We start from the raw sequence: 22,073 nt of genomic DNA, 5'->3' as shown, positions 1-22,073 counted from the left end.
CAATGAAATCATCAAGGCATTCGGGCAATAGCGTCCACTGCCCACGATCCGCCTGCTCAACGAAGCGCCGCATCAGCTTCCCCCGCAGAATCACGAGAGAATCATAGCAAAGCAGCGGCGTTTTCACACAGCCAGGGTCATTTGCGGAAGTCGGCACTGGCACCGGTGAGGTCCGCTCTGACATCGTGAACGGACATCGTCAGATCAGTCGCATAGGTCCGAAAAGTGCCATGAACCGACTTCGCGCGGCTATTCGATCACCTAATCTGCGGTCTTAGTCGCCACGTCGGCGGCGAGGATCGCAGCGAGGCGACGGTCGTGGTCATTCGGGCATTCCCGCGAGCCGAAGGCCTTCCTTGAGCTTCGCTACATGATCGGGAGATCGAAGCCGCGACAGCTGCCAGAGGTTGCCCAACCGCGCCTGCGGGTGAATGGCCAAGTACTTTGTGAGCGCCGCGGTGGCGTCTTCCTGACGCTGAGTAAGGGCGTAGCTGGCAATTAGCGCAAGCATTGACGTGTCTTGGCCGTGCGGAGACTCACGCATAGCCCGTGTGCTCCACGCGATAGCTTCGTCCAGACGTCCGGCATAAAAGCAAGCCCGGGCCGTCGTATGCATCATAAGATGAAGGCCGATGTCTCGTGGCGAGAGGCGCATGGCCAGCTCGTTGTGCTGGATCGCTGTCTCCGGTTTCCCTATGAAAATGTGGACGACGGCGCTCAGAGCCCATGCGCGCGCGAGATTGGGATTGAGACTGACGGCGCGATTGATCAGTGCGATCCCCTCGTCAAACGCGCCGACAACCTGGGCAAGCGAAAACCCTGCAAGACTGAGCACATTAGCATCGTCCGGAGCGAGATCGACTGCCTGTCTCGCAAGCACTCCGCATCGGGCAGCATCTGTCGCAAGATCGTTGGTCCAGTCATTCACGAGCCGCCACGCTAAGCACCATGTGGAGTTGGCATATGCTGCTGCAAATTTGGGGTCCAGTTCGATCGCTCTCTTAAGCAAGACTTCCGCCTCTTCGAGGTCCCTGCGGCCCCATCTATAGATGCAGGCCTGAGCCCGCATGTAAAAGTCATAGGCATCCAGGCTGTCCGTCGCCTTCGCCACTGCCCGGGCAATCTCCGCTTGTTCGACCTTGGGTGCGATTGCGTTTACAACTGCCGAAGCTGCGCGGTCCTGCAGATCGAAGATATCGTCATGCTCGCCTTCGATGCGATCGGACCAGACCTGCACGCCACTCGTGGCGTCGATGAGTTGTCCGGTGATCCGGACCCGGCCTCCGGCCTTGCGGACGCTGCCCTCGAGCACGTAACGCACCCCCAGTTCGTGGCCGATCTGGCGAACGTCCACGGCCTTGCCTTTGTAGGTAAAGCTCGAGGTGCGGGCGATCACGAACAGTTCCCGGAACCGGGATAGTGCTGTGAGGATTTCGTCGGCCATGCCGTCGGCAAAATACTCCTGCTCCGGATCGCCGCTCATGTTTTGGAACGGCAGCACCGCGATGGATGGCTTGTCGGGCAGCGCGAGGGGCTGCGCAGTCTCGGTCTGCGTTTTTGTTGCCGGCGAAGAGCTTGGGCCGATGCGCACGCGCCAAGCCCGCATCGGTTCGGCGATATTCTTGAGAGTTTGAGCGCCCATATCCTCTAAGGTGCTCTCAACCTTGCCACGAACCTGCCGGTGAGCATCGTCGGAAATGCAAATCCCACCCGGCTCTGCGATCCCTTCGAGACGCACTGCAATATTGACACCATCACCAAAGATATCATCGTCTGCGATGATAATATCACCGAGGTGAATGCCGATGCGAAATTCGATCCGCTTGCCCTGCGGCACATCGGTATTTTGTTCTGCCATGCCGCGTTGTACGTCGTCGGCACATCGCACGGCGTCCACCACGCTGGCGAACTCAACGAGAGCGCCGTCCCCTGTGTTCTTGACGATACGTCCGTGATGCTGAACGATTTTGGGATCGAAAAGCGTCTTTCTGAGAGCTTTCAGTTGCGCCAGCGTGCCTTCTTCGTCGATCCCTATTAAGCGGCAAGAGCCCACGACATCCGCCGCCAGAATAGCAGCCAATCGCCGCTCTACGTGCTCGCTGCTCAAGATGCACCCCCGGGTTCGGGGAAAACTGAAGGTTCAATAGCACAATTGTGGGCCGATGTCCGGCTATGCCCACGTCCGAAACGGGTCATTCGCGTCGGTTTGACGGTAGGCCGGCCACTTCCGATCCACCCCAGTCAACGGAGATCGTTAGACCGGCCTGATTGGTCCGGTTCGTGCCAACACGGAAGTCAGCGCTGCTATTCGATCACCTCGTCGGCGCGAAGGAGTAACGAGGTCGGCACGGTGAGGCCGAGCGCTTTTGCAGTCTTCATATTGATCACTAGCTCGAATTTGGTCGGCTGCTCTACCGGGAGATCGGAGGGCTTGGCGCCTTTGAGGATTTTATCGACGTGTCCGCCTGCACGGCGGAACAGATCGGCTAAATCGGGGCCGTAGACGATCAATCCGCCATTGGCGAATCGTCGAAAGAAATAAATCGCAGGCAGATGATGTTTCGCCGCGAGCGCGACAACTCGGGGGGCCTCGACAACGGTCAGGGTATCGCCAAAAACAATGATTGCATCGGCGCGCTGGGTGGCGGCCGAGGCAAAGGCGATGTCGAGTTCCTCGGCCGTGGTCGCCTCGACTATCGGCAGAACCACGCCTAGCTCGCGGGCCGTGCGGGGTATCTCCTCGGCTACTGTCAGCCTGTGCATTGGGTTGCCCCGATTGACTAGCATCGCAATCTTCGAGGCGTCAGGAACCAGCTCGCGGAGGATTTCTATGTTTTTTGCGACGAAGTTTCCTGGCACGTAGGTCGCAAGCCCCGTTATATTGCCGCCCGGACGCGACAGGCTTTGCACGAGGCCGAGCCCCACGGGATCGGCCACAGCCACGAATACAATCGGAATGGTTGCGGTGGCCGATTTCAGGGCGAGGGCCGATTGCGGCCCCGAGGCAATTATCAATTCGGGAGTTAAGGCGACCAGTTCGGCGGCTAAAGCGGGCAGGCGGTCGGGGGCATAACGATATTCGATAAGCAGATTCTTGCCCTCGATCCAGCCCTTCTCGCGCAAGCCGCTGAGCCATGCGGCGTAAACTGAGTCGCGAGCCGACTGATCTGCCCAAGCGCCGAGGAAACCAATTCGCCGAGGCGTCCCTTGCGCCCACGAACGCCTTGGCGAAACGAGCAGCGCCGCAGTGCCCGCTATAAATTCCCGTCGCTTCATTCGATCCTCATCGCATCCTGAGGACGACAGGGCGCAGAGTATCACTTCTCGATCATCGGCGCACTCAGTAGCGCATCGATCTTACCGGGCGCATCTCCGGGCGATGTCGCAGTTGGGTCATCAACGGACATAACCGCCCCGAAATTCGATTTCCGAACTTCGTCCGTAACCGGACTCAAGTCGGACTCGGATCATGTCCGCTTCGTGCCCCAGAGCGGACATGGGGCGTCAAGAGATCCGATCGTCCCGGTGATCGATCTTGAAAGTAACGAGGAACTACCTTGAAATGCCGCGCTACTGCTAATGGAGGGCGATATGCCAAAGGGCTACTGGGTTGTATTCGCGGATGTAACCGATGCTGAAGGCTACAAGGGATACATATCAGCGAACGCCAAGGCGCTGGCCAAGTATGGCGCACGTTTCCTTGCGCGCGGCGGCAAGGTCGAACCAAAAGAGGGCAAACCTAGGTCCCGCGTGGTAGTCGTGGAATTTCCGACCTACAGCGCGGCATTGGACTGCTACAGATCGCCCGAGTATGTCGCCGCGATGAAGGAACGCGAAGGCCGGTCAGTTTGGGATATGGTGACTACCGAAGGCTATGAAGGATCCCAGCCTACATGAACTGTGCTCATGTCCGCTGTTGGTGCCCGAAGCGGACACGACAGGCGCTCAGGCGGTCTCGTCGACCACTCGGCAATTACTCCGATGGCTTGACGCCAAGGTCGCGCAGGATACCGAGCATCACATCACTGTCGCGCTTGAAAATGCGAGCCGTCGTTTCAAGATTGGCCGGGTAACTCAGCAGAAAGTTGTTCAGCATCTGCTGGACCTTGGAGTCGGATCCGGCCTGGATCAATAGCGCCGAGATCTGCTGGACGATTTCCTGCGGTGTTCCGGTTGGCACGGCAAAAGTGGTGAATGCGCGCAGGTCGTAGAAGTCGCCGACGGCGCCCTGTTCAGTCATTGTAGGCGTGTCCGGATAGGGCGGCAGGCGGCTGCCTACCACGCCGATCAGGTTTCCGGTTCCGGCCTGTATGACGGGTGCTGCTGCGGCATAACTTCCTGCGGCGCCATCCAGCGTCTGCCCCGCAATGTCATTCCACATCGGCGCCTCGCCGCGATATTGGATGACCTGAAATTGAATGCCGTATTGCTTCGCCATTGTCGCGATGAGGACGTGCGGCGTCGAACCCACGCCGTACGATCCCCAGTTCAGGCTGCCGACTTTTTTTCCATATTCAATGAACTCTCGAAGATTTTTTGCTCCCGTCTTCTTCGCCGCCACCACCGGACCCCCGGCGCCGCTGACCATCGTCAGATAAATGAAGTCTCTTTCAGGATCGTAGGGAAGGTCTTTCACCGTAAGACGGTTCTGGATCAGTGACGAAGAAATCGTGCACAGGATGGTGGTACCGTCAGGTTCTGCGCGTTTGGCTTCCGCCACGCCGATGACGCCGCCCGCGCCGGCCTTGTTTTCGATGATGACCGTCTTTCCCAACTGCCGCGCCAGGTAGTCGCCGAAAGCGCGTGCGATGCCGTCAGTCTGGCCGCCCGCCGGATACGGCACCAGGATACGAATCTGGCGTGTGGGCCATGAGGATTGCGCCTCGGTTTTCACGGACGGGGCGCACAACACCGTCGCCGAACCGGTCACGAACGTTCGCCGTGTCAGCTTTTTCATTTTCCCTGCCCTGTTGGTTTCTTGTCTGTCGTTCGACTGCGAAGACTAAGCGGGGGTGAGAAGTAGCACGGAGCCCCCCGTGGCTTGGTGGACGAGTATAGCGACAGTGTAATTCAGGCGAAGCCCGTTGAGGTAAGACTGATATTCCGCACGGTGGACTGTGTCCGCTTGGCAGGACGCTAACTGTGGACGATCACTCTTTCTGGCCGAGGCATGGTGGCGGTTGCCGCCTTGCTGCGGAAATCATTCCCTGTAATCTGGCGGAAGCAAAAGGGAAAAGATCGATGGGGGGAGTTCTGGAGGGCGTGCGCGTCCTGGATTTCGGGCGCTATATCGCAGGGCCGTATTGCGCGACATTGCTGGCCGAGTCTGGCGCCGAGGTCATTCGCGTGGAAAAGCGCGATGGCAGCGAAGATCGCTTTGTGGCGCCGGTCGGCGAAGGTGGCGAAGGTGCGCTGTTTCTGCAGATCAACCGCAACAAAAAGTGCATCACGCTCAATCCGATGAAGCCGGAGGGACAGGAGGTGATGCGTCGGCTGGTTGCAACTGCGGACGTGGTCGTCGCCAACCTGCCGCCGCAGACTCTGCGCGCGATGAAGCTCGATTACGATTCATTGAAGGCGATCAAGTCCGACATCATCCTCACGACGGCAACTGCATTCGGTGGCCCGGGCCCTTGGTCCGATCGCGTCGGCTTCGACGGTGTCGGACAGGTCATGTCGGGTTCGGTATACATGACTGGCGCCGGCGATCCGCCGTACCGGGCCGCGGTGAATTGGGTTGATTTCGGAACCGCGCTGCACTGCGCGTTCGGGACGCTTGCTGCTCTGATTGAGCGCGGCAAATCCGGACGCGGACAGATCGTCGAGGGCGCGTTGCTTGCAACCGCGTTGTCGTTCACCAACGCAACCTTGATCGAGCAGGCAGTGATCAAGGCCAATCGCGTTCCGACCGGCAATCTCGGCCAGACCGCGGCGCCAGCCGACATTTACCGCACCCGGGACGGCTGGGTGCTGTGCCAGGTCACGGGTCATCCGCTGTTCATTCGCTGGGCAAGATTGATGGGCGAAGAGGACCAGTGGCTAAGCGATCCGCGCTTTGCGGACGACATCAAGCGCGGCGACAACGGCCCTGTCATCAGCGAACGGATGGCGCGCTGGTGCGCCGAGCGCACCACGCAGGAAGCCGTCGACACGCTGGGCGAAGCGATGATTCCGGCGGGACCGGTGCTCAGCCCGCAACAGGCGCTGGATCATCCGCATATTCGCGCCGCCGGCTTCATGCAGGATGTCGATTATCCGGGCCTGCCGGTGCCCGCGCCGGTCGTACGGGCTGCTGTCCGGCTGTCGGAAACGCCGGGTGAAATCGTGGCGCGCCCGCCGATGCTCGGCGAGCATACCGATCTTGTCCTGGCTGAACTCGGCTATGACCCCGCCGCCATTGCGGCGCTTCGACAAGGCGGTGTCATCTAGCGGCGAATTCGCTGGGATTCCGGGCCTTCGCCAAGGCGCACACCCCGGAATGACGACTCCTTAACCCCCCATTAACCATAACCGTCCCAGTGTGACGCGGTATTGGGCGCTGATTGCGATTTTCGCACAGGCCGCGCGGTCGTTTCGCGGGGAGCGGGGCACCAGAAACATGTCGGTCGACACATTGAACGCCACGGCAGGTGTCGATCCCACGCGCGCGAAGATCGCGGGCTCGATCAAGCAGGCCGCCTCGACATCAGGCGCGAGCTTCGAATATCTGCTCGCCACCGCCAAGATGGAATCCAACTTCAACCCGAAGGCGGCGGCGACCACCTCGTCGGCACGCGGGCTGTTTCAATTCATCGACCAGACCTGGCTCGGCACCGTCAAGGAAGCCGGCAGCCAGCTCGGCTACGGCAAATATGCCGACGCCATCACCAAGAATCCGTCCGGCAGCTATTCGGTCAGCGACCCGACCGCGCGTGCCGCGATCATGAAGCTGCGCGACGATCCGCAAGCCGCGTCGTCGATGGCGGGGGTGCTGACCCAGTCGAACAGTTTCAAGCTCACCGGCAAGATCGGCCGCCGCCCGAGCGACGCCGAACTCTATATGGCGCATTTCATGGGCGTCGGCGGGGCGGGAAAACTGATCTCGAGCGCCGAGGACAATCCGCAGGCTTCCGCTGTGCAGATGTTTCCGGCCGCCGCCGAGGCCAACCGCTCGATCTTCTACGATCGTTCGGGCCGCGGCCGCAGCGTCTCCGAGGTTTATTCGGTGCTGAACTCGCGCTACGCCAGTGCCGCCAGTTCGCCGGCCACCCGCACCGCGATGGCGGCCGTCGGCGGCGACCTGCCGCGCCGCGTGACCGTCGCGAGCGCCACGCAAGCGACGTCCGCGACGCCGGCTGCACCTGCGATCGATAACGCGGCCTATCTGTCGAGCTTCCCGAATTCCCGCAGCGTGACGCCGGTCGCCGCGACATCGCAGACCGCCTCCGCGCAGCCCGAGCCGATCTTCCGCTCGCTGTTCCAGGCCGGCGAACGCAGCCAGCCGATTTCGCCAGCGGTGCAGGAATTGTGGGGCAGGGGTTCTTCGCTCACCACCGTCGCCTCGGCGACACCATCGATATCGGGACAGAAGCCCGAAGTCCGCGCACCCGGTCGGCTTGATCTGTTCAGCGATCGCAACGGCACGTTCAGCAGCTAGCCGACCGAGGACGGTGTCCGGATGGAATCCAGGGTACGCACGCTTTCGGACGTGCCTGTCACGACGGGATTGCCGAGTTCTTCGTCCGGTCGCGTCAAGCCTGAGTTGTTCATCGGAAAGCACGAAGCAGGTTTGGCGCGCGCCGTCGATATTACCCAGTTCGGCGTGAATCATGTCACGCTTGAACCTGGTTCGATATCGGCGTTGCGGCACTGGCATGAGGCAGAAGACGAGTTCGTTTACGTGCTATCGGGAACGCTCACCCTGATCGACGACTATGGTGAACATACGATGGAGCAGGGTTCCTTCGCGGGATTTCCTGCCGGATGTGCCAATGCACATCATCTGGTGAACCGCTCGAACGCTGCGGCGATCTTCATCGTCATCGGGTCCCGGAATCCGGGAGAGGAAACGATCCAGTATCCTGACGACGGCATTGGACCGATCCGGACGTAGACTGAAAGGCGCGCTCGCTGGCGCGTTTGAATATCGGAACGCGGCCAAAACATTAACGAGGCGTTTGTGCGCCCTTAACGAAACGTCAATAATCCCAAACGTTTATGGTGAACCCTTTGTTAAGCGTCATGGTTTATTTTCTATGACAGTGGCACCGCGTCACGGTGTCGTTTCGGGTTGCGTAGGCCGGCTAGACCATGATCGTTCGGCAGTTCATCAGTTGGATACGTACCGCTCCGGCAGGCGAGCGGGCAGAGGCGACGCGGTCTTTGGCGCGGGCCTGGTTGATTTCCGATCTCACTGAGGACGACCGCGCCGCCGCCGAAGGCGCGCTGTTGATGCTGCTCGACGATCCATCCCCGCTGGTCCGCCAGGCGATGTCGCAGGTGTTCGCGCGCAGCGCGGAAGCGCCAGCCGCGATCGTGCAGGCGCTCGCGCTCGACCAGCCGTCGATCGCGCTGCCGGTGCTCGAACATTCCCCGCTGCTGATCGACGCCGACCTCGTCGACATCGTCGCGACCGGCAACAGCGAGACGCAATGCGCGATCGCCCGCCGGGTCAATCTGCCGCCCTCCGTATCCGCCGCGATCGCCGAAGTCGGCTCGCCGGCCGCAGCCCTGGAGCTGATCGAAAACGCCTATGCGGAGCTGGCGCCGTTCTCCTGGGACCGCATCGTCGAGCGTCACGGCCATCTCGCCGCGATCCGTGAATCGATGCTGGTGCTGGAGGGCTTGCCGTCCGCCACGCGCCTGGCGCTGGTCGCCAAGCTTTCCGACACGCTGGCGCAATTCGTCGTCGCGAAAAACTGGCTGAGCCCGGACCGGGCAGGGCGGCTCGCCAGCGAAGCGCGCGAGCGCTCGACCGTGAACATCGCGGCGCGTTCGCGCGGCGAGGACATGCAGGGCCTGGTGCAGCATCTGCGCGCCACCGGCCAGCTCACCGCGGGCCTGATCCTGCGCGCGCTATTGTCGGGCAATCTCGAACTGTTCGACGCATCATTGGCCGAATTGTCCGGCCTGCCGCACGCCCGCGTCACCGCGCTGCTGCATGACCGCGGCGGCGCCAGCCTGCAGGCGCTGTTGATCCGGGCCGGCTTTCCGGAATCCACCTTCGCCGCCTTCCGGATCGCGCTCGAGGTCAGCCACGAGACCGGCTACGTCGACACGTTAGGTGGTGCAGCGAGATTGCGCCGCCGCATGGTCGAGCGCGTGCTGACGCATTGCGAGACGGACCGCAAGGCCGCCGAGCCGCTTCTGATCCTGCTGCGCCGTTTTGCAACTGAATCGGCCCGCGAGGAAGCCCGCCTGTTCTGCGACGAGCTCGCCGCAGAGGACGCGATCGCGCACGACGATCTGATCGCGGCGTAAGCCACGCCCCAGCAACACATTGTATGTCGTCCCTGCGAACGCAGGGACCCATACTCCGCGGCTTATCCATGGAGCGATGTGGTCGCTATCTTTTCCAACAAATTAGGACGGCGGCGTATCGGTCCCTGCGTTCGCAGGGACGACAAAATCACTCCGTCGGAATAATGCTCGGCGCCAAAATCGCTTCGAGATGCTCGGGGCGGTCGCGGTTGGCGTAAGTGAGGAATTCGTCGGCGATGCCGCGCAGGGAGCGGCTGAGCACGCCGGCGGTGGCCGCGGTGTCGAGCTTGGTGCGCTCGCGGACGATGGCCTGAATGGCGTTGATGTGATGCGTAATCAGATCCGACGGCACCAGTTCGAGATCGGGCGCGTGTTCGATGATGCGGCACAGGCTTTCGGCGGCAGCGCCCGCGGAGGGAAAGCCGAACGTCGCGGCGTCGCCCTTGATGTCGTGGGCGGCGCGAAACAGTTCTTCGCGGGCGTCGTCGGTGAAGCCGCTGCGCAGGATGGCGGCGTGGGCGGCGGAAAGCCGGTCGGCTTCGATCGCCATCCAGTTCTTGAATTCACCCGATAGCCCGGCCAGCGCTTTTTCGGCGCGCCCAACCGGATCGTCGAGGTCGGATTCGGGAACGCGCAGCAGCACCTTGCGCAGCGGATTGGGCTGCGTGATCACGTGGTGATCGGCGAAGCTCTTGACCTCCAGCTTGCCGGGTTTTTCCTTCGCCATGATGGTTCCTCAGCGGTTTCGCGCGTCAGACGCTGGATCGCGCCTTGTCGAGCAGCGACGGCTGCTGCATCACTTCCATCTCGCCGCCGATGCGGCGCTCGGGGCCGATATAGGCATTGTTGGTGTTGCGCCGGCGGTCCGGGCCGAAATAGGTCTTGGTCTTGATGAACGGCCGCGGATTGGCGACGACGTTGAGAATGCGCTGATAGAGCCCCTTGGCCGAGATCGGCTTGGCCAGGAATTCGGTGACGCCGGCGTCGCGCGCAACGGTGACGCGGCGCTTCTCCGAATGGCCGGTCAGCATGATGATCGGCGCGTAGGGATTACCCTTGGATTCCGGCTGCCGGATCATCTGCGCCAGTTCGAGCCCGTCGAAGATCGGCATCGCCCAGTCGGTGATGACGATATCAGGGACGTAATGGGTGTACATTTCGAGCGCGGTGGCGCCGTCCTCGGATTCATAAGCCTCGCGCGCGCCGAACGAGTGCAGCAGCGTCCGCAGGATGCGGCGCATATGCGGGTTGTCGTCGCAAATCAGAAACCGCAGCTTGTTGAAGTCGATGCGATACATGGTCCGGCCCTAAGCGCATACCGGGCAACACGGTACACCCGGCGTTAACCATATCGCGGGGCAGGTTAACGAATGGTTGCGAAAGCGGCGCGGCAGGGGCCTGTGATAGCCCGATCGACGGACTTTCCAACTCGTCGTCCCGGCGAAGGCCGGGACCCATACGCCGCGGCGCTCATTATTAAGGAGGGTGTCTAACGCCTGCGCTCTCACCGATGGGCCGCGGCGTATGGGTCCCGGCCTTCGCCGGGACGACACTTAATGCCCGAACTGCTCGCGCAGGATGCGCTCTTCGAGGCTGTGGCCGGGGTCGAACAGCATCCGCATCGAGATCGACTTGTCGGACAGCACCTCGACGCGGCGGACGTCGCGCACTTCGTCATGGTCGGCCACGGCTGCGACCGGACGCTTGTTGCCCTCGAGCACTTCGATCACCACGAAGGCGGTATTGGGGAGCAGGGCGCCGCGCCAGCGCCGCGGACGGAACGCGCTGATCGGGGTCAGCGCCAGCAGCGCCGCATTGATGGGGAGGATCGGCCCCTGCGCCGAGAGGTTATAGGCGGTGGAGCCGGCCGGCGTCGCCACCAGAATGCCGTCGGCGATCAGTTCGGCCATGCGTTCGTGCTCGTCGATCAGGATGCGCACATGCGCGGCCTGATAGGTCTGGCGAAACAGATACACTTCATTGATGGCGTGATGCAGATGCACCTGATCATGAATATCGGTCGCGCGCATCAACAGCGGATTGATCAGCGACTCGCGCGCCGCGGCCAGCCGCGCATGCAGATCGTGCGTGGAGAACTCATTCATCAGAAAACCGACGGTGCCGCGATGCATGCCGTAGATCGGCTTGCCGGTCCGCATGTACCGGTGCAGCGTTTCCAGCATCAACCCGTCGCCGCCGATCGCCACCAGGACATTGGCCGTATCCGGGTCGTGATTGCCGTAAAGCCTGACCAACTCCGCCAGCGCCGCCTGCGCCTCCGCGGAAGCGCTCGCAACGAAGGCGATACGGTCATATCGCTTGGGGCTGGCCATCGGATTACGGGCTCATGGTGGCGCCGGATTGCGCCGCGCTCGTCTATACACCTTGGCGGCGCTTGTCGAGATGGAAGGGCGCCCCGCCCGGGATGGTAACCTGAACCGAAGGACGGGAGCAGCTATTTCTCCTGCAGGGTTCGGATCGGGTCCCAATCCTTATCAGGCGGATTTGCAGCCAACTCCCGGGCGCGCTGGCAAAACAGCTGTGCCGGCCGGTCGATGTCAGCCGAACGCTCGAAGCATTTTGCGGCAAGCTCGAATTCCCGGGCGCGCCAATGCGCAAGTCCGTCGGCGTAATGGGCGATCGGCGCCTGCCGGGAAGCGCCAAGCCCGGTCGAGAGCTTCAGCAATTCGTAGATTTTCAGCGCCTGGTTACGTCCCTTGACTCTGATGGCGTCGAGTTCGCGCCAGGCGAAAGCGTCGCCGGCGAGGGCAACCGTCGTCTCCGAAGCGATGACGGTGGTGCCGTAGAACTTGTTGGCGCCCTCCAGCCGCGAGGCGAGGTTCACCGCATCGCTCATGACCGAATAATTGAAGCGCCGCCGCGATCCGAAATTGCCGACCAGCGCCTCGCCCGAGTTGATCCCGATCCGCTGCGCCAGCTTGTGTTCGTGGAATAGCGCCGAGGAGGCGTTGAGCCCGGTCAACCTTGTGCAGCAGTCCAGCGCCGCGCGCGCCGCGTTGGCGGCATGGTCAGGATCGTCGGCCGGCGCGCCAAACACCGCCACGACGGAATCGCCGATATATTTGTCGACATAGCCGCCATGGCTCTCGATGACGTCGGTCATCGCCGAGAGATATTCATTCATCAGCTCCATCAGGCTGTCCGGTGACATCTTCTCGGCGATCAGCGAAAACCCTTCGATGTCGGAAAAGAACACCGTCACGTTGCGGGTCTCGCCGCCAAGCTCCGGCAGTTTGTTCGACGACAGCATCCGGTTGATGACATGCGGGGCGAGATACAGCGCAAAACTCTTCTGCAGCAGGCGGCGATCCTTGTCGGCGACGACAAAGCGGAAACCGATCGTCGAGGCCAGCGCCATCAGGCTGGCGAGGAACGGCTCGGTGACCGGGAGCGCCAGCGCGTGGTTGAAGGCGAGGGTGGCGCCGGCGATGCCGGCCACGACCATGACCGCCCAGGCCGTCGCCGCGACCAGCGGTCTGAGCTGCCACGCGGCAATGGCCGCCAGCGCCGCGAACAGGGCTGATATCAGGAAGCGCGACAGCGGCCCCGGTTCGACCACCGCATTGCGTGAGATCAGGTTGTTGACCGCGGTGGCGTGGATATAGACGCCGGCGATCGTGCTGGTCCTGAAGGCGGCGGAGACCGGCGTGCTCCCGGCCGCGCAGCGCGGCGTGCGCGCGCCCTCGATGCCGGTCGCAAAGCGCTTGGACGTCATGCGCCGGTCTTCGATATCGAGAACGGTGCCGAAGATGACGACCTTGCCGTCGAACCAGCGCCGAAAATAGTCCTTGTCGTCCTTGACCGCGCAGTTGCGCAGATCGGCGAACGAGAAGGTCGGAATGTCGGCCGCGCCGCCCTCGAAATTCAGCGTCAGCGTGTTCGGCACCCGGCCCGGGATCCGGTAACCGCCGAGTGTCATCCGGCCATTCTTGTCGAACTCGGGCATCGCGCCCAGCGCCCGCGCTGCCAGTTCGACCGCCATCGAGGGCACCTTTGCTCCGTTGATGGGAAATGTCAGCGGCATGCGCCGTACCACGTCGTCATGGTCGGTATGAACGTTAAGGGGGCGGATGTTCTGCTGCTGCCGCACCGCGATGCGCTGCCCGGCCGCGGGCCTGACCGGCTGGTTGCCGCCGAGCGTCTCGCCCAGCACTACCTTGCCGGAGGTGGCCGCGCCGGCCAGCGCGCGCAGGAAGTCGCGGTCGAAGCCGCGCACCTTGGTGCCCAGCATGTTGTCGCCGAACGGGATCTCCGACTGCTCGATCGATGTCGGGATCACCACGTCGAAGCCGGCGACCTTGGCGCCGCCTTCCAGCGTCGCGGCCAGCACGCGTCCGATCTCCCCGGTCCAGGTCAGCATCGGCGAGCCCTTGAACGGGGCGGTGCGCAGGCTTTCCTCGTCCATCGCGATGACGACCGTCGGAGAGGCCGCCGGATCCTGCCTGCGGCCAAACACTTCCCAGCGCAGCGCGGTGAGGATATCGAGCGAGAGCCCGCGGATCGGCCTGACCGCCGGAGAAACCGAGGCCGCCGCGCAGACCAGCGCGATGGCGGCGATCACCATCTGGTTGCGCGTGCTGCGCCTGATTCTCAAGCGCGGAGGTCCGGCACGCCTAGTCCAGCCGCAGCAGCCGGCCGACAATCGGCGTCGCGCCGGGCTTTGCCTGCGCGTCGACCCGGAACACGATTTCCGACGATTTGAACGAGGCGGCGTAGAGACCGCCGGGGACGAGCGCGACGTTCTCGCCGGCGAAATCGACGAACTTGCCCTTGAGCTGGGTGCCGCCGAGCGCGATCTGGTGACGCTCGCCGGCGAGGTCGAGCCGGCGCACCACCAGCGTGCCGCGGCCCTTGGCCTGCACGAACGGCGAGGCGCCGTAAAGCGTGAGCTGCGGCGCGGGCAGCGAAGTGGCTGTGGCGCTGCGGAGCAGGGTGGCGGCGACGGCGCTGGTGTCCTTGGTGGTGGCGTTGGCCTGGTTGGAATCGCAGTTCGTCTTCTCCGCCGTGAGGACGGCTTGATCGACGATGCTCTCTTCGTTGCCGACGACGACGGTGCCGGCGCCGCTGATGGTCTCGCGCCGACAGGACTTCAAATAGCTGAGCACGACGGAGCCGCCGTCGGCGATTTTGATGACGGATCTGGCCGTCACATAGTCCATGAATTCGGCGCCGGTCACCTTGCCCTTGATGTCCTCGACCACCGCAACCGGTGAATCCGCCGCGGCGGGAGAAGCCAGCGTCAGCAGGCCGAGGCAGGCAACAATCGCACGTTTCATTTTGGTCCCCATTGCAAAGCGCAGGTTCTTTAGTCTCGCCAGCGCCAAAATGGTTTCATGGATGAATCAAAAATAATTGGCCGGGTTCGCCAGCGGAACCGACCGATATCACCTAACGGTCGGCGAGGACAACCATGGCGATGCGACCGGTCAAGCGTTATGCCGATAGCTTTCACGCAATACTGTCGGGATTGTGATGCCAGCGGATTTCGTCCTGTTGTAGCACAGCCCTGCTGTCGCCATCCCAGGCTGAATCCGTGGCCCAACGGATCGCGTGGCACCGGCGGCAAGTGACACCGGGACCAAGTGACACCGGGAGCAAGTGACAGAGGGAGCAGGACGTCATGGCTTTTCGCTTCACCGCGCGGCGTCATATGCAACTCGCCATCGCGCTTGTGATGCTGGCTTGCGTGGCCGGTGCGCGAGCCCAGGACGCTAGCCCGACGGCCGCGCAGCAACAACCCGCCGCGACGCCGACGCCGGGTCAAACGCTGCCGCCGCAACCGCCACAGGGACAGAAGGGCGGGGGACGGCGCGGCGACGCCGCCACGCCGCAGCCGGTCTCCGATCAGCATCGGCTGCCGCCGGATTCCACCACCAAACAGACGCTGGCGCTGCCCGGGCGCACGCTGGCCTTCACCGCGACCGCAGGCTCGATCCGGCTGTTCGACGAAAAAGGCGAGCCGCAGGCCGACATCGCCTACACCTCCTACCAGCTCGACGGCACCGATCGGGCTACGCGACCGGTCACGTTCCTGTTCAATGGCGGGCCGGGTGCTTCATCGGCGTGGCTGCAGTTCGGCGCCGCCGGACCGTGGCGGCTGTCGATTACAGGCGATGGCGCGGTAGCTTCCGCTTCGCCCGACCTCCTGCCGAACGCCGAGACCTGGCTCGACTTCACTGATTTGGTCTTCATCGATCCCGTGAACACCGGCTATAGCCGCTTCGTCGCGTCGGGCGAGGACGCGCGCAAGCGGTTCTTCAGCCTGGATGGCGACGTCAGTTCGATCGCGCTGGTGATCCGGCGCTGGCTCGAAAAATACGACCGGCTGCTGTCGCCGAAATATGTCACCGGCGAAAGCTATGGCGGCATCCGCGGCCCGAAGATCGTCCGCAACCTGCAGACCCAGCAGGGCGTCGGCGTGCGCGGGCTGATCCTCGTCTCTCCCTTGCTCGATTACCGCGAATTTTCCGGCTCCAGCCAGCTGCAATATGTCCACCGGCTTCCCACCATGGCCGCTGTGGCGCGTGAAGCGAAGGGCCCGGTGAAATGGGCCGATCTCGCCGACGTCGAACGCTACGCGCGGGCCGAGTTTGTGAGTGACCTGCTCAAGGGGCAGGCGGACACCGAGGCCACCAACCGGCTCGCCGACAGGGTCGCGTCGTTGACGGGCATCGATCAGGCCGTGAGCCGCCGGCTTGCCGGACGCTTCGAGGTCGGCGAATTCCGCCGGGAGTTCGACCGCCGCAACGCCCGGGTGACCGGACGCTATGACGCGTCGGTGTCGGGCTTCGACCCCTATCCGGATTCGGACTCCTCGCATTTCGGCGATCCCTCCGGGGATTCGCTGATGGCGCCCTTGACCAGCGCCGCCGTCGATCTCACCACGCGCAAGCTGAACTGGCGGCCGGACGGCTCGTACCATCTGCTCAACGACAGCGTCTTCCGGTCGTGGGATTTCGGCCGCGGACCGGCCGAGTCGGTTTCCCAGCTGCGGCAGATTCTCGCGCTCGACCCGAAAATGAAACTGCTGGTCGGCCACGGCCTGTTCGATCTCGCCACGCCATATTTTGCCTCGAAGATCATCCTCGACCAGTTGCCGGCGTTTGCCAGCCCCGCCAGGGTGAAGCTGGTCGTTTATCCCGGCGGCCACATGTTCTATTCGCGCGATCCCGCACGGCAGGCGTTTCGCAGCGAAGTGCAGGGGCTGATGAAGTGAGGGGGGCTTTCGCAAATTGCCGTCATTGCGAGGAGCGAAAGCGACGAAGCAATCCATGGGCCGGCTTGTCACGATATGGATTGCTTCGCGGAGCCTGTCATCGGGCGCGCATCGCGCGACCCGTTGGCTCGCAATGACGCCCGTGCGTCACCGTAATTCTTCTTGAGAGATCGAGCGAACAATCCGCGCGAAGCGTGAGTCCCCGTCTTGATCGGCGCATTTTCGTACCTACATGCATTGCGCGGCGGCGCCTCGCGCTGTCGCTGCCCTAAGAGCAAATCAGCTTCGCTGATTTGTCTCGGTTTGGGCGTTTCCTCCCTAGACTTGGGCCGCTTGTTCATTCAAGCGGCCCTCTTTCGTTTGCGGCATGGATAAGCCGTCAGCCTTTGCATTGCGCATTTCCGAAAGGTCGACTGCGTCGCCTTGCGCGCAAGCGCAATCTTCGATCCCGCATGCGACAAATCAACCCGACGGGCAAATCAGTTCTGATTTTCAGAAGTCATGTCAAGCCCCGAAATAAAAAATATTTCGCTTTTCCAGAAACCAAATCAGACATACATATTTGGCCATCCCGTCCCACTCAGAGGGCGTCGGCCGTCGTCACGGACGTTGGACGGGTTGCGGTGGACGCTGATGTTGCGGAGACGTAACGCGACAGAGGCGTACGGCGAAGGCGCGTGGTCCTGACACCCCGTTGCTGGTGTCAAGTTCCTGAGAGGCCAAAAGCTGATCGGGAGCGACGGTGGCAAGAAAGCCCGTTCACCGGGGAGATCGCGTTATAAGCCGTAAAGCCATTGCGCAGGGAAGGCCGGGTGTTCTCCGCTGCCCTGTATGCTCGTGTGCACTTTGTTTTGTGCAAACCGCACGCGAGACCGCGGGTGCAGCGCGCACCCGGTCTTCCCTGCGCCCTCTCGATGTGAGGGCAGGAAGTTTCCAGCAAACCTCGGGCGCAATGCGTCGCGAGAAGGCGGCCACATATTCAGTTGTCATCGCCCGGCTTGACCGGGCGACCCAGTATTCCAGAGGCGCCAATGATTGAACCGATAAGCCGCGGCGTACTGGATCCCCCGCTTTCGCGGAGGATGACTGCATTGGGTGGAACAGCTCCATCACCGTCATTGCGAGGAGCGATAGCGACGAAGCAATCCATGCTTCAGCGAGTCGATAAATGGATTGCTTCGCGGAGCCTGTCATCGGGCGGCGCTTCGCGCCGACCCGTTGGCTCGCAATGACGCGGACAGGGCCACGTCCCGCCGATCCGGTGAGAGTTTGCGGATATCTTACGAGTTCGTGCCGGAAGCGGCGCGTGGTGAAGCCTCGGCCAGCGATCGTCCGACGTGCTTCAGCATCCTGCTCGCCTGCGCCGCGCTGTGGTCAAGCAGCCAACGGCCGAATGCTGGTGGTGCCAGCGCCCGGGCGTAGAGAAATCCCTGCACGACGTCGCATCCAAGTTCGGTCAGCAAGTTCAGCTGCCCGTCGCTCTCGACGCCTTCGGCGACGACGGTGAGGTGCAGGCTTTGGCCAACGCGAACCACCGATGTCACGATCGCCAGCGCGCTGGGGTCGCTCTCGACATCGTGCATGAAGCTGCGGTCGATCTTCAATTCGCGGATCGGCAAATGCGCCAGCCGGCTCAGGCTCGAATAGCCGATGCCGAAATCATCCAGCGACAGGCCGACCCCCAGGTCGCGAAGCGCATGCATCGTCTCGATCGCAACCGAGCGCTCGTTCATGATCGCGCCTTCGGTGATCTCGAGCATCAGCACTTGCGGCGGCAGGCCATGGTCTGCGAGAATCCCGGCGACCGCTGCGGCCAGGTTCGGGTTCTGGAAATTGATCGGCGACAGATTGACCGACACGCAGGGGATATCCACGCCGGCCGCACGCCATTCCGCCATTTGCCGGCAGGCCTCGCGGAGCGACCACATCCCGATCTGTTCGATCAGTCCGCACTCTTCGGCGAGCGGGATGAACTTCGAAGGCGAGACTTCGCCGAGCACGGGGTCATACCAGCGCGCCAGCGCCTCGACGCCATAAATGCCGCCGTCGCTGGTCCGGATCTGCGGCTGATACTGCAATTGCAGGAGATCGTTGGCGAGCGCGCGCCGCAGCGCCGCGCTGTGAACCAGCCGCTGTTCGGCCAGCCGGTCCATGTCGGCGCTGAAGAAGCGAAACGTGGAGCGGCCGGCCTGCTTGGCCTTGTACATGGCGGCATCGGCCTGCTGGATCAGCGTATCGATATCGGTGGCGTTGTCCGGATACATGCTGATGCCGATGCTGGCGGACATCGCGACCTGCTTGGCGCCGATCTGAATCGGATTGACCAGAGCCTCCGTCAATCGCGACGCCATCAGCGAGGCTTCGGCCGCGTTGCGGTTCGGCAGCACGATCACGAATTCGTCGCCGCCGAGCCGCCCCAGCATGCCGCCCGGTTGGATCTGCGCGCGCAGGCGCTGGGCAAATCCGACCAGCAATTCGTCGCCGGCCGAGTGTCCGAGCGTATCGTTGACGTCCTTGAAATTATCGATGTCGAGAAACGCCAGCGCAACGTGTCCTCCGTCGGCGCAGGCGTTGGTCGCCTCAAGGATCAGATCGCGCAGGCGCGCGCGGTTCGGCAGGCCGGTCAGCATGTCGTAATAGGCGAGCCGCGCGATCTGCGCGCGGGCCTCCTTGCGCTCGATCGCGAGCCCGCCGAGATCGACGCAGGCGTCGACGATCCGCTGGTGCCAGCGGCTGGGCGCGCGACATTCCCGGTAATAGAACGCGAAGGTCCCGATCACGCGGCCGTCCTTGCCCTTGATCGGCGTGGACCAGCAGGCGCGCAGGCCAACCTCGAGCGGGCGGGTCTTGAACAGCTGCCAGCGCGGGTCGGTGTCGATGTCCTCCGCCAGCGCCGGCTTGCCGAAATAGGCCGCGGAGCCGCAGGAGCCGATGTTCGGACCGATCGCGAGGCCGTCCAGCGCCCGCGAATAGTCCTCGGGAAGGCTGGGACCGCCCAGCGGGTGAACCAGTCCGCCGGCGTCGATGTGAAGCAACGAGGAGACGACGTCAGGCGCGATCTCTTCGACGCGCCGGCAAAGCCGGTCGGCGATGTCGGCGATCGGGATTTCATCGGCCAGCGCGCTCATGATCAGCTGCTGCAGCGAACGCAGCTGCTTGGTCTCGGTGATGTCGGTCAGCAGGGCGAACATGTAGTTGGACCGTCCGCGCCCGTCGCGGAACGTCTTGACGTTGGCCGAGACCCAGATCTCGTCGCCGTTCTTGTCGTAGGCGAGGACTTCCTCTTCGCCGCCGGCTTCCTCGCCGACCCAGCGTCGCAGCCTGGCCAGCGTCCTGCGGTCGGTATAGCGGCCCACCAGCAGTTCGCCTGCAAACCGGTCCTTCGCCTCTTCAAGCGAGTACCCGAACATTCCCGTAAACGCGGCGTTGGTGTAGACGACCCTCAGATTGCGATCGGTGACGATGACGGCGCGGCTGGTCCGGTCGGCGACCAGCGAGAGCAGGGCCAGCCTTTCACGCCGGGCGACCTCCTTGGTGATGTCCCGCACGAATGCGATGGTGCGGCATTGACCGTCGATTTCGATGTTCGAAAGCCACAGCGCCACACGAATCCGGCTGCCATCCTTGCGTGCGATCGTGATCTCGGCGTTGCGTCCATGCGGAACGTCGTTGCGGCTCACCTGGTCCGAGTCCGGTGTCGCGACGTGATGATGTTGCAGGTCCTTGAGGCCGAGATCGCCGACATGGCAACCGAGCGCTGCTGTGCGGTTCAGCCCGAAGATCAGTTCGGCCGCCGCGTTGCAATAGCTGACGTGAAGATCGCGATCCAGGATCAGCACGGCGTCGTTCGCCCGCTCAAGCGCGGCCAGCAGAACGTCCGGCGTTTCGGCCGCGGGGTAATCGCCTGTGCTCATCATCCAACCCTGATGCCCGCCTGGAACCGATCGGGGCCTTGGTCCGATAGGGCGGCGGCGTCATTTTGGTGAAAAGCCTAGGGAGCATGGGTGTTGAAATGGTTCTTCGATCCCGCCCCGGCCGGCGGAAAGAGATCATCCTTAAGGATTCGCTAATAAATATCCGAAGCAACCGGCCTCAGCGGCCAGGCTGCAGCGCAATTTCCGCGTGCCTGGCGGAAAAAGGAAAGGTGCCGGCGGCGGATCGCGTCGGCACCCATCCATTTTCGCATTCTTGCTCGTATTCTTGCCGCTCCCCGCAACGCGGCGAGGGCGTTGACGGCTCAGTAAGCCAGACCGGTTCCCGGCGGCCTTTCGAGCGCTGCGGCGAGCGAGCGGTATTCCTCACTCGAGGTGCCGGCAAGCGCCGCGATCTTGTTCAAATGGTATTGCGCGGATTCGCGGTTGCCGTGTTCGACCTGCCACAGGCCATAATATTGCCAGGTCTTGATGTGGGTCGGATCGGCCTTGAGCGCGCGCTCGTACCAGATCTGCGACACTTTGTAGTCGCCGAGCTGGCGATAGGAGTAGCCGATCAGATTGGCGACCGCGGCGCTGTCGTCGCGGCCGAGCGCCTTCAACTGTTCGATCGCCGAGGCGTAGTCGTGGCGATCGTAGATCGCGGCATAGGCGGCGCGATAACCGGTTGCAAATGCGGTTTCCTGGGTGCTCGGGCGCACTTCGCTGGATTTCTTCTTCTTGGCCTTTTGCGCCGGCGGCGGCGGATCGTTGTCGGGTGCGGCGTAGACCACGCTAACGACGGGAGCCGCCGTCAGCGCCAGCGTCAACATCGCCAGCGTCAGAAGCCTGATAGCAAGTTTGGTCATGCGTCTCTCCAGTTGAACAGATCAAGAAACCCGACTTCGAGAAAATCAGTAGAACAGGACGGTGCCATCAGGCGATCCTATACCGAAGCTCGCTGATTTGAACACCTGGCGGTTGGGAACATTCCCGACCCTTAATGCCATTCCCGTGATTTTTTGCGCGGCGGCCGTATTGCGCCGGGAACATGACGAAGATGTCATGCAGATGAATGAAGTCCGGTGTCGCGCTTCACGACGGGTTCAGCGCGTGGTCGCTAGCGTCGTCTGCATGATCAGCGAGGGGGCGGTCACGTGGCCGGAGAGTCCTGCGATCCATGGAAGAGGAGACAACCATGTTCAAGACCATTTCCGCAGCGCTGCTTGCCGTATCGGTTCTCGCCGCACCCGCGCTGGCCGGTTCGCCCGGCAAGACCATGCACGCGCCGATCAGGGCGGAGCAGGCGAACGCGAAGTTCTTCAATGCCAATGCGCGGATGGGCCGACATCACCACAAGCATTATCGCCACCATCATCGCCACCACAAGCACATCGGCTTGCTGAAGACGCACACCACGCCGAAAGTCGTGATCAAGCACGTTCCGCACGGCAAGCGCGGCTGAT

The 22,073-nt window shown here is 62.8% G+C and carries 17 protein-coding genes; 7 read left to right on the top strand and 10 right to left on the bottom strand.

Going from position 1 to position 22,073, the window contains the following annotated elements; genetic code table 11:
* Window positions 1-322: 322 nt before the first annotated feature.
* Together JQ567_RS32720 and JQ567_RS32715 are read right to left on the bottom strand one after the other, a co-directional pair.
* Entirely contained in the window at window positions 323-2,107 is a 1,785-nt protein-coding gene (locus tag JQ567_RS32720; RefSeq protein WP_249165875.1) for an adenylate/guanylate cyclase domain-containing protein, read from the bottom strand.
* 197 nt (window positions 2,108-2,304) lie between these two features.
* Window positions 2,305-3,276: an ABC transporter substrate-binding protein gene (locus JQ567_RS32715; RefSeq protein WP_212442637.1), complete on the bottom strand. Its 972-nt coding sequence runs from the start codon at window positions 3,274-3,276 to the stop codon at window positions 2,305-2,307.
* Window positions 3,277-3,591: 315 nt separating this feature from the next.
* Here JQ567_RS32715 and JQ567_RS32710 point away from each other — a divergent pair, with 315 nt between their 5' ends.
* Window positions 3,592-3,897, top strand: a complete 306-nt coding sequence (locus JQ567_RS32710) for a DUF1330 domain-containing protein (protein ID WP_212442636.1) — start codon at window positions 3,592-3,594, stop codon at window positions 3,895-3,897.
* A 76-nt stretch (window positions 3,898-3,973) separates the two neighbouring features.
* Here JQ567_RS32710 and JQ567_RS32705 read toward each other — a convergent pair whose 3' ends face one another.
* Window positions 3,974-4,957 carry a tripartite tricarboxylate transporter substrate binding protein gene (locus JQ567_RS32705; RefSeq protein ID WP_212442635.1) on the bottom strand — a complete coding sequence of 328 codons (984 nt, stop codon included), beginning with the start codon at window positions 4,955-4,957 and terminating at the stop codon, window positions 3,974-3,976.
* Window positions 4,958-5,241: 284 nt separating this feature from the next.
* Here JQ567_RS32705 and JQ567_RS32700 point away from each other — a divergent pair, with 284 nt between their 5' ends.
* The 4 genes from JQ567_RS32700 (at window position 5,242) to JQ567_RS32685 (ending at window position 9,459) form a co-directional block, all read left to right on the top strand.
* Window positions 5,242-6,429, top strand: a complete 1,188-nt coding sequence (locus JQ567_RS32700) for a CaiB/BaiF CoA-transferase family protein (RefSeq protein WP_212442634.1) — start codon at window positions 5,242-5,244, stop codon at window positions 6,427-6,429.
* Window positions 6,430-6,598: 169 nt separating this feature from the next.
* Window positions 6,599-7,636 (top strand): transglycosylase SLT domain-containing protein, encoded by a 1,038-nt coding sequence (locus JQ567_RS32695; protein ID WP_212442633.1) that lies wholly within the window; start codon window positions 6,599-6,601, stop codon window positions 7,634-7,636.
* Between the two features lie 21 nt (window positions 7,637-7,657).
* Entirely contained in the window at window positions 7,658-8,092 is a 435-nt protein-coding gene (locus JQ567_RS32690; RefSeq protein WP_212442632.1) for a cupin domain-containing protein, read from the top strand.
* A 197-nt stretch (window positions 8,093-8,289) separates the two neighbouring features.
* Window positions 8,290-9,459 carry a DUF2336 domain-containing protein gene (locus JQ567_RS32685; RefSeq protein ID WP_212442631.1) on the top strand — a complete coding sequence of 390 codons (1,170 nt, stop codon included), beginning with the start codon at window positions 8,290-8,292 and terminating at the stop codon, window positions 9,457-9,459.
* 148 nt (window positions 9,460-9,607) lie between these two features.
* On the opposite strand, the gene JQ567_RS32680 is transcribed toward JQ567_RS32685, so the two are convergent.
* From JQ567_RS32680 to JQ567_RS32660, 5 genes are all read right to left on the bottom strand, one after another.
* Window positions 9,608-10,186 (bottom strand): Hpt domain-containing protein, encoded by a 579-nt coding sequence (locus JQ567_RS32680; protein ID WP_212442630.1) that lies wholly within the window; start codon window positions 10,184-10,186, stop codon window positions 9,608-9,610.
* 25 nt (window positions 10,187-10,211) lie between these two features.
* On the bottom strand, window positions 10,212-10,757 hold the full coding sequence (locus JQ567_RS32675) for a response regulator (RefSeq protein ID WP_192733989.1): 546 nt from the start codon (window positions 10,755-10,757) through the stop codon (window positions 10,212-10,214).
* 255 nt (window positions 10,758-11,012) lie between these two features.
* The gene (locus JQ567_RS32670) at window positions 11,013-11,792 is read right to left on the bottom strand and encodes an NAD kinase (protein WP_212442629.1); all 780 of its coding nucleotides are present in this window, start codon (window positions 11,790-11,792) and stop codon (window positions 11,013-11,015) included.
* A 122-nt stretch (window positions 11,793-11,914) separates the two neighbouring features.
* Window positions 11,915-14,068 carry an adenylate/guanylate cyclase domain-containing protein gene (locus tag JQ567_RS32665; protein ID WP_409363648.1) on the bottom strand — a complete coding sequence of 718 codons (2,154 nt, stop codon included), beginning with the start codon at window positions 14,066-14,068 and terminating at the stop codon, window positions 11,915-11,917.
* 25 nt (window positions 14,069-14,093) lie between these two features.
* On the bottom strand, window positions 14,094-14,756 hold the full coding sequence (locus JQ567_RS32660) for a hypothetical protein (RefSeq protein WP_212442628.1): 663 nt from the start codon (window positions 14,754-14,756) through the stop codon (window positions 14,094-14,096).
* Between the two features lie 344 nt (window positions 14,757-15,100).
* Between JQ567_RS32660 and JQ567_RS32655 the strand changes: the two genes are divergently transcribed.
* Window positions 15,101-16,696 (top strand): S10 family peptidase, encoded by a 1,596-nt coding sequence (locus JQ567_RS32655; protein WP_212442627.1) that lies wholly within the window; start codon window positions 15,101-15,103, stop codon window positions 16,694-16,696.
* A 1,280-nt stretch (window positions 16,697-17,976) separates the two neighbouring features.
* On the opposite strand, the gene JQ567_RS32650 is transcribed toward JQ567_RS32655, so the two are convergent.
* Window positions 17,977-20,610: an EAL domain-containing protein gene (locus JQ567_RS32650; protein ID WP_212442626.1), complete on the bottom strand. Its 2,634-nt coding sequence runs from the start codon at window positions 20,608-20,610 to the stop codon at window positions 17,977-17,979.
* 323 nt (window positions 20,611-20,933) lie between these two features.
* Entirely contained in the window at window positions 20,934-21,476 is a 543-nt protein-coding gene (locus JQ567_RS32645; protein ID WP_212442625.1) for a lipopolysaccharide assembly protein LapB, read from the bottom strand.
* Between the two features lie 329 nt (window positions 21,477-21,805).
* Between JQ567_RS32645 and JQ567_RS32640 the strand changes: the two genes are divergently transcribed.
* Window positions 21,806-22,072 (top strand): His-rich protein BRANT, encoded by a 267-nt coding sequence (locus tag JQ567_RS32640; protein WP_211998036.1) that lies wholly within the window; start codon window positions 21,806-21,808, stop codon window positions 22,070-22,072.
* The last annotated feature ends 1 nt before the right edge of the window (window position 22,073 follow it).

This window comes from Bradyrhizobium sp. AUGA SZCCT0431, from assembly GCF_018131065.1.
GTDB lineage: Bacteria > Pseudomonadota > Alphaproteobacteria > Rhizobiales > Xanthobacteraceae > Bradyrhizobium.
The sequence above is the reverse complement of the archived record's forward strand: the minus strand, read 5'-3'. Positions and strand labels throughout refer to the sequence as shown.

Bases quoted from the DNA above. Each gene is read 5' to 3' on its own strand.
- JQ567_RS32715 (WP_212442637.1), bottom strand. From the start codon at position 3,276: ATGAAGCGACGGGAATTTATAGCGGGCACTGCGGCGCTGCTCGTTTCG.
- JQ567_RS32710 (WP_212442636.1), top strand. From the start codon at position 3,592: ATGCCAAAGGGCTACTGGGTTGTATTCGCGGATGTAACCGATGCTGAA.
- JQ567_RS32705 (WP_212442635.1), bottom strand. From the start codon at position 4,957: ATGAAAAAGCTGACACGGCGAACGTTCGTGACCGGTTCGGCGACGGTG.
- JQ567_RS32700 (WP_212442634.1), top strand. From the start codon at position 5,242: ATGGGGGGAGTTCTGGAGGGCGTGCGCGTCCTGGATTTCGGGCGCTAT.
- JQ567_RS32695 (WP_212442633.1), top strand. From the start codon at position 6,599: ATGTCGGTCGACACATTGAACGCCACGGCAGGTGTCGATCCCACGCGC.
- JQ567_RS32690 (WP_212442632.1), top strand. From the start codon at position 7,658: ATGGAATCCAGGGTACGCACGCTTTCGGACGTGCCTGTCACGACGGGA.
- JQ567_RS32685 (WP_212442631.1), top strand. From the start codon at position 8,290: ATGATCGTTCGGCAGTTCATCAGTTGGATACGTACCGCTCCGGCAGGC.
- JQ567_RS32680 (WP_212442630.1), bottom strand. From the start codon at position 10,186: ATGGCGAAGGAAAAACCCGGCAAGCTGGAGGTCAAGAGCTTCGCCGAT.
- JQ567_RS32675 (WP_192733989.1), bottom strand. From the start codon at position 10,757: ATGTATCGCATCGACTTCAACAAGCTGCGGTTTCTGATTTGCGACGAC.
- JQ567_RS32670 (WP_212442629.1), bottom strand. From the start codon at position 11,792: ATGGCCAGCCCCAAGCGATATGACCGTATCGCCTTCGTTGCGAGCGCT.
- JQ567_RS32660 (WP_212442628.1), bottom strand. From the start codon at position 14,756: ATGAAACGTGCGATTGTTGCCTGCCTCGGCCTGCTGACGCTGGCTTCT.
- JQ567_RS32655 (WP_212442627.1), top strand. From the start codon at position 15,101: ATGGCTTTTCGCTTCACCGCGCGGCGTCATATGCAACTCGCCATCGCG.
- JQ567_RS32650 (WP_212442626.1), bottom strand. From the start codon at position 20,610: ATGAGCACAGGCGATTACCCCGCGGCCGAAACGCCGGACGTTCTGCTG.
- JQ567_RS32645 (WP_212442625.1), bottom strand. From the start codon at position 21,476: ATGACCAAACTTGCTATCAGGCTTCTGACGCTGGCGATGTTGACGCTG.
- JQ567_RS32640 (WP_211998036.1), top strand. From the start codon at position 21,806: ATGTTCAAGACCATTTCCGCAGCGCTGCTTGCCGTATCGGTTCTCGCC.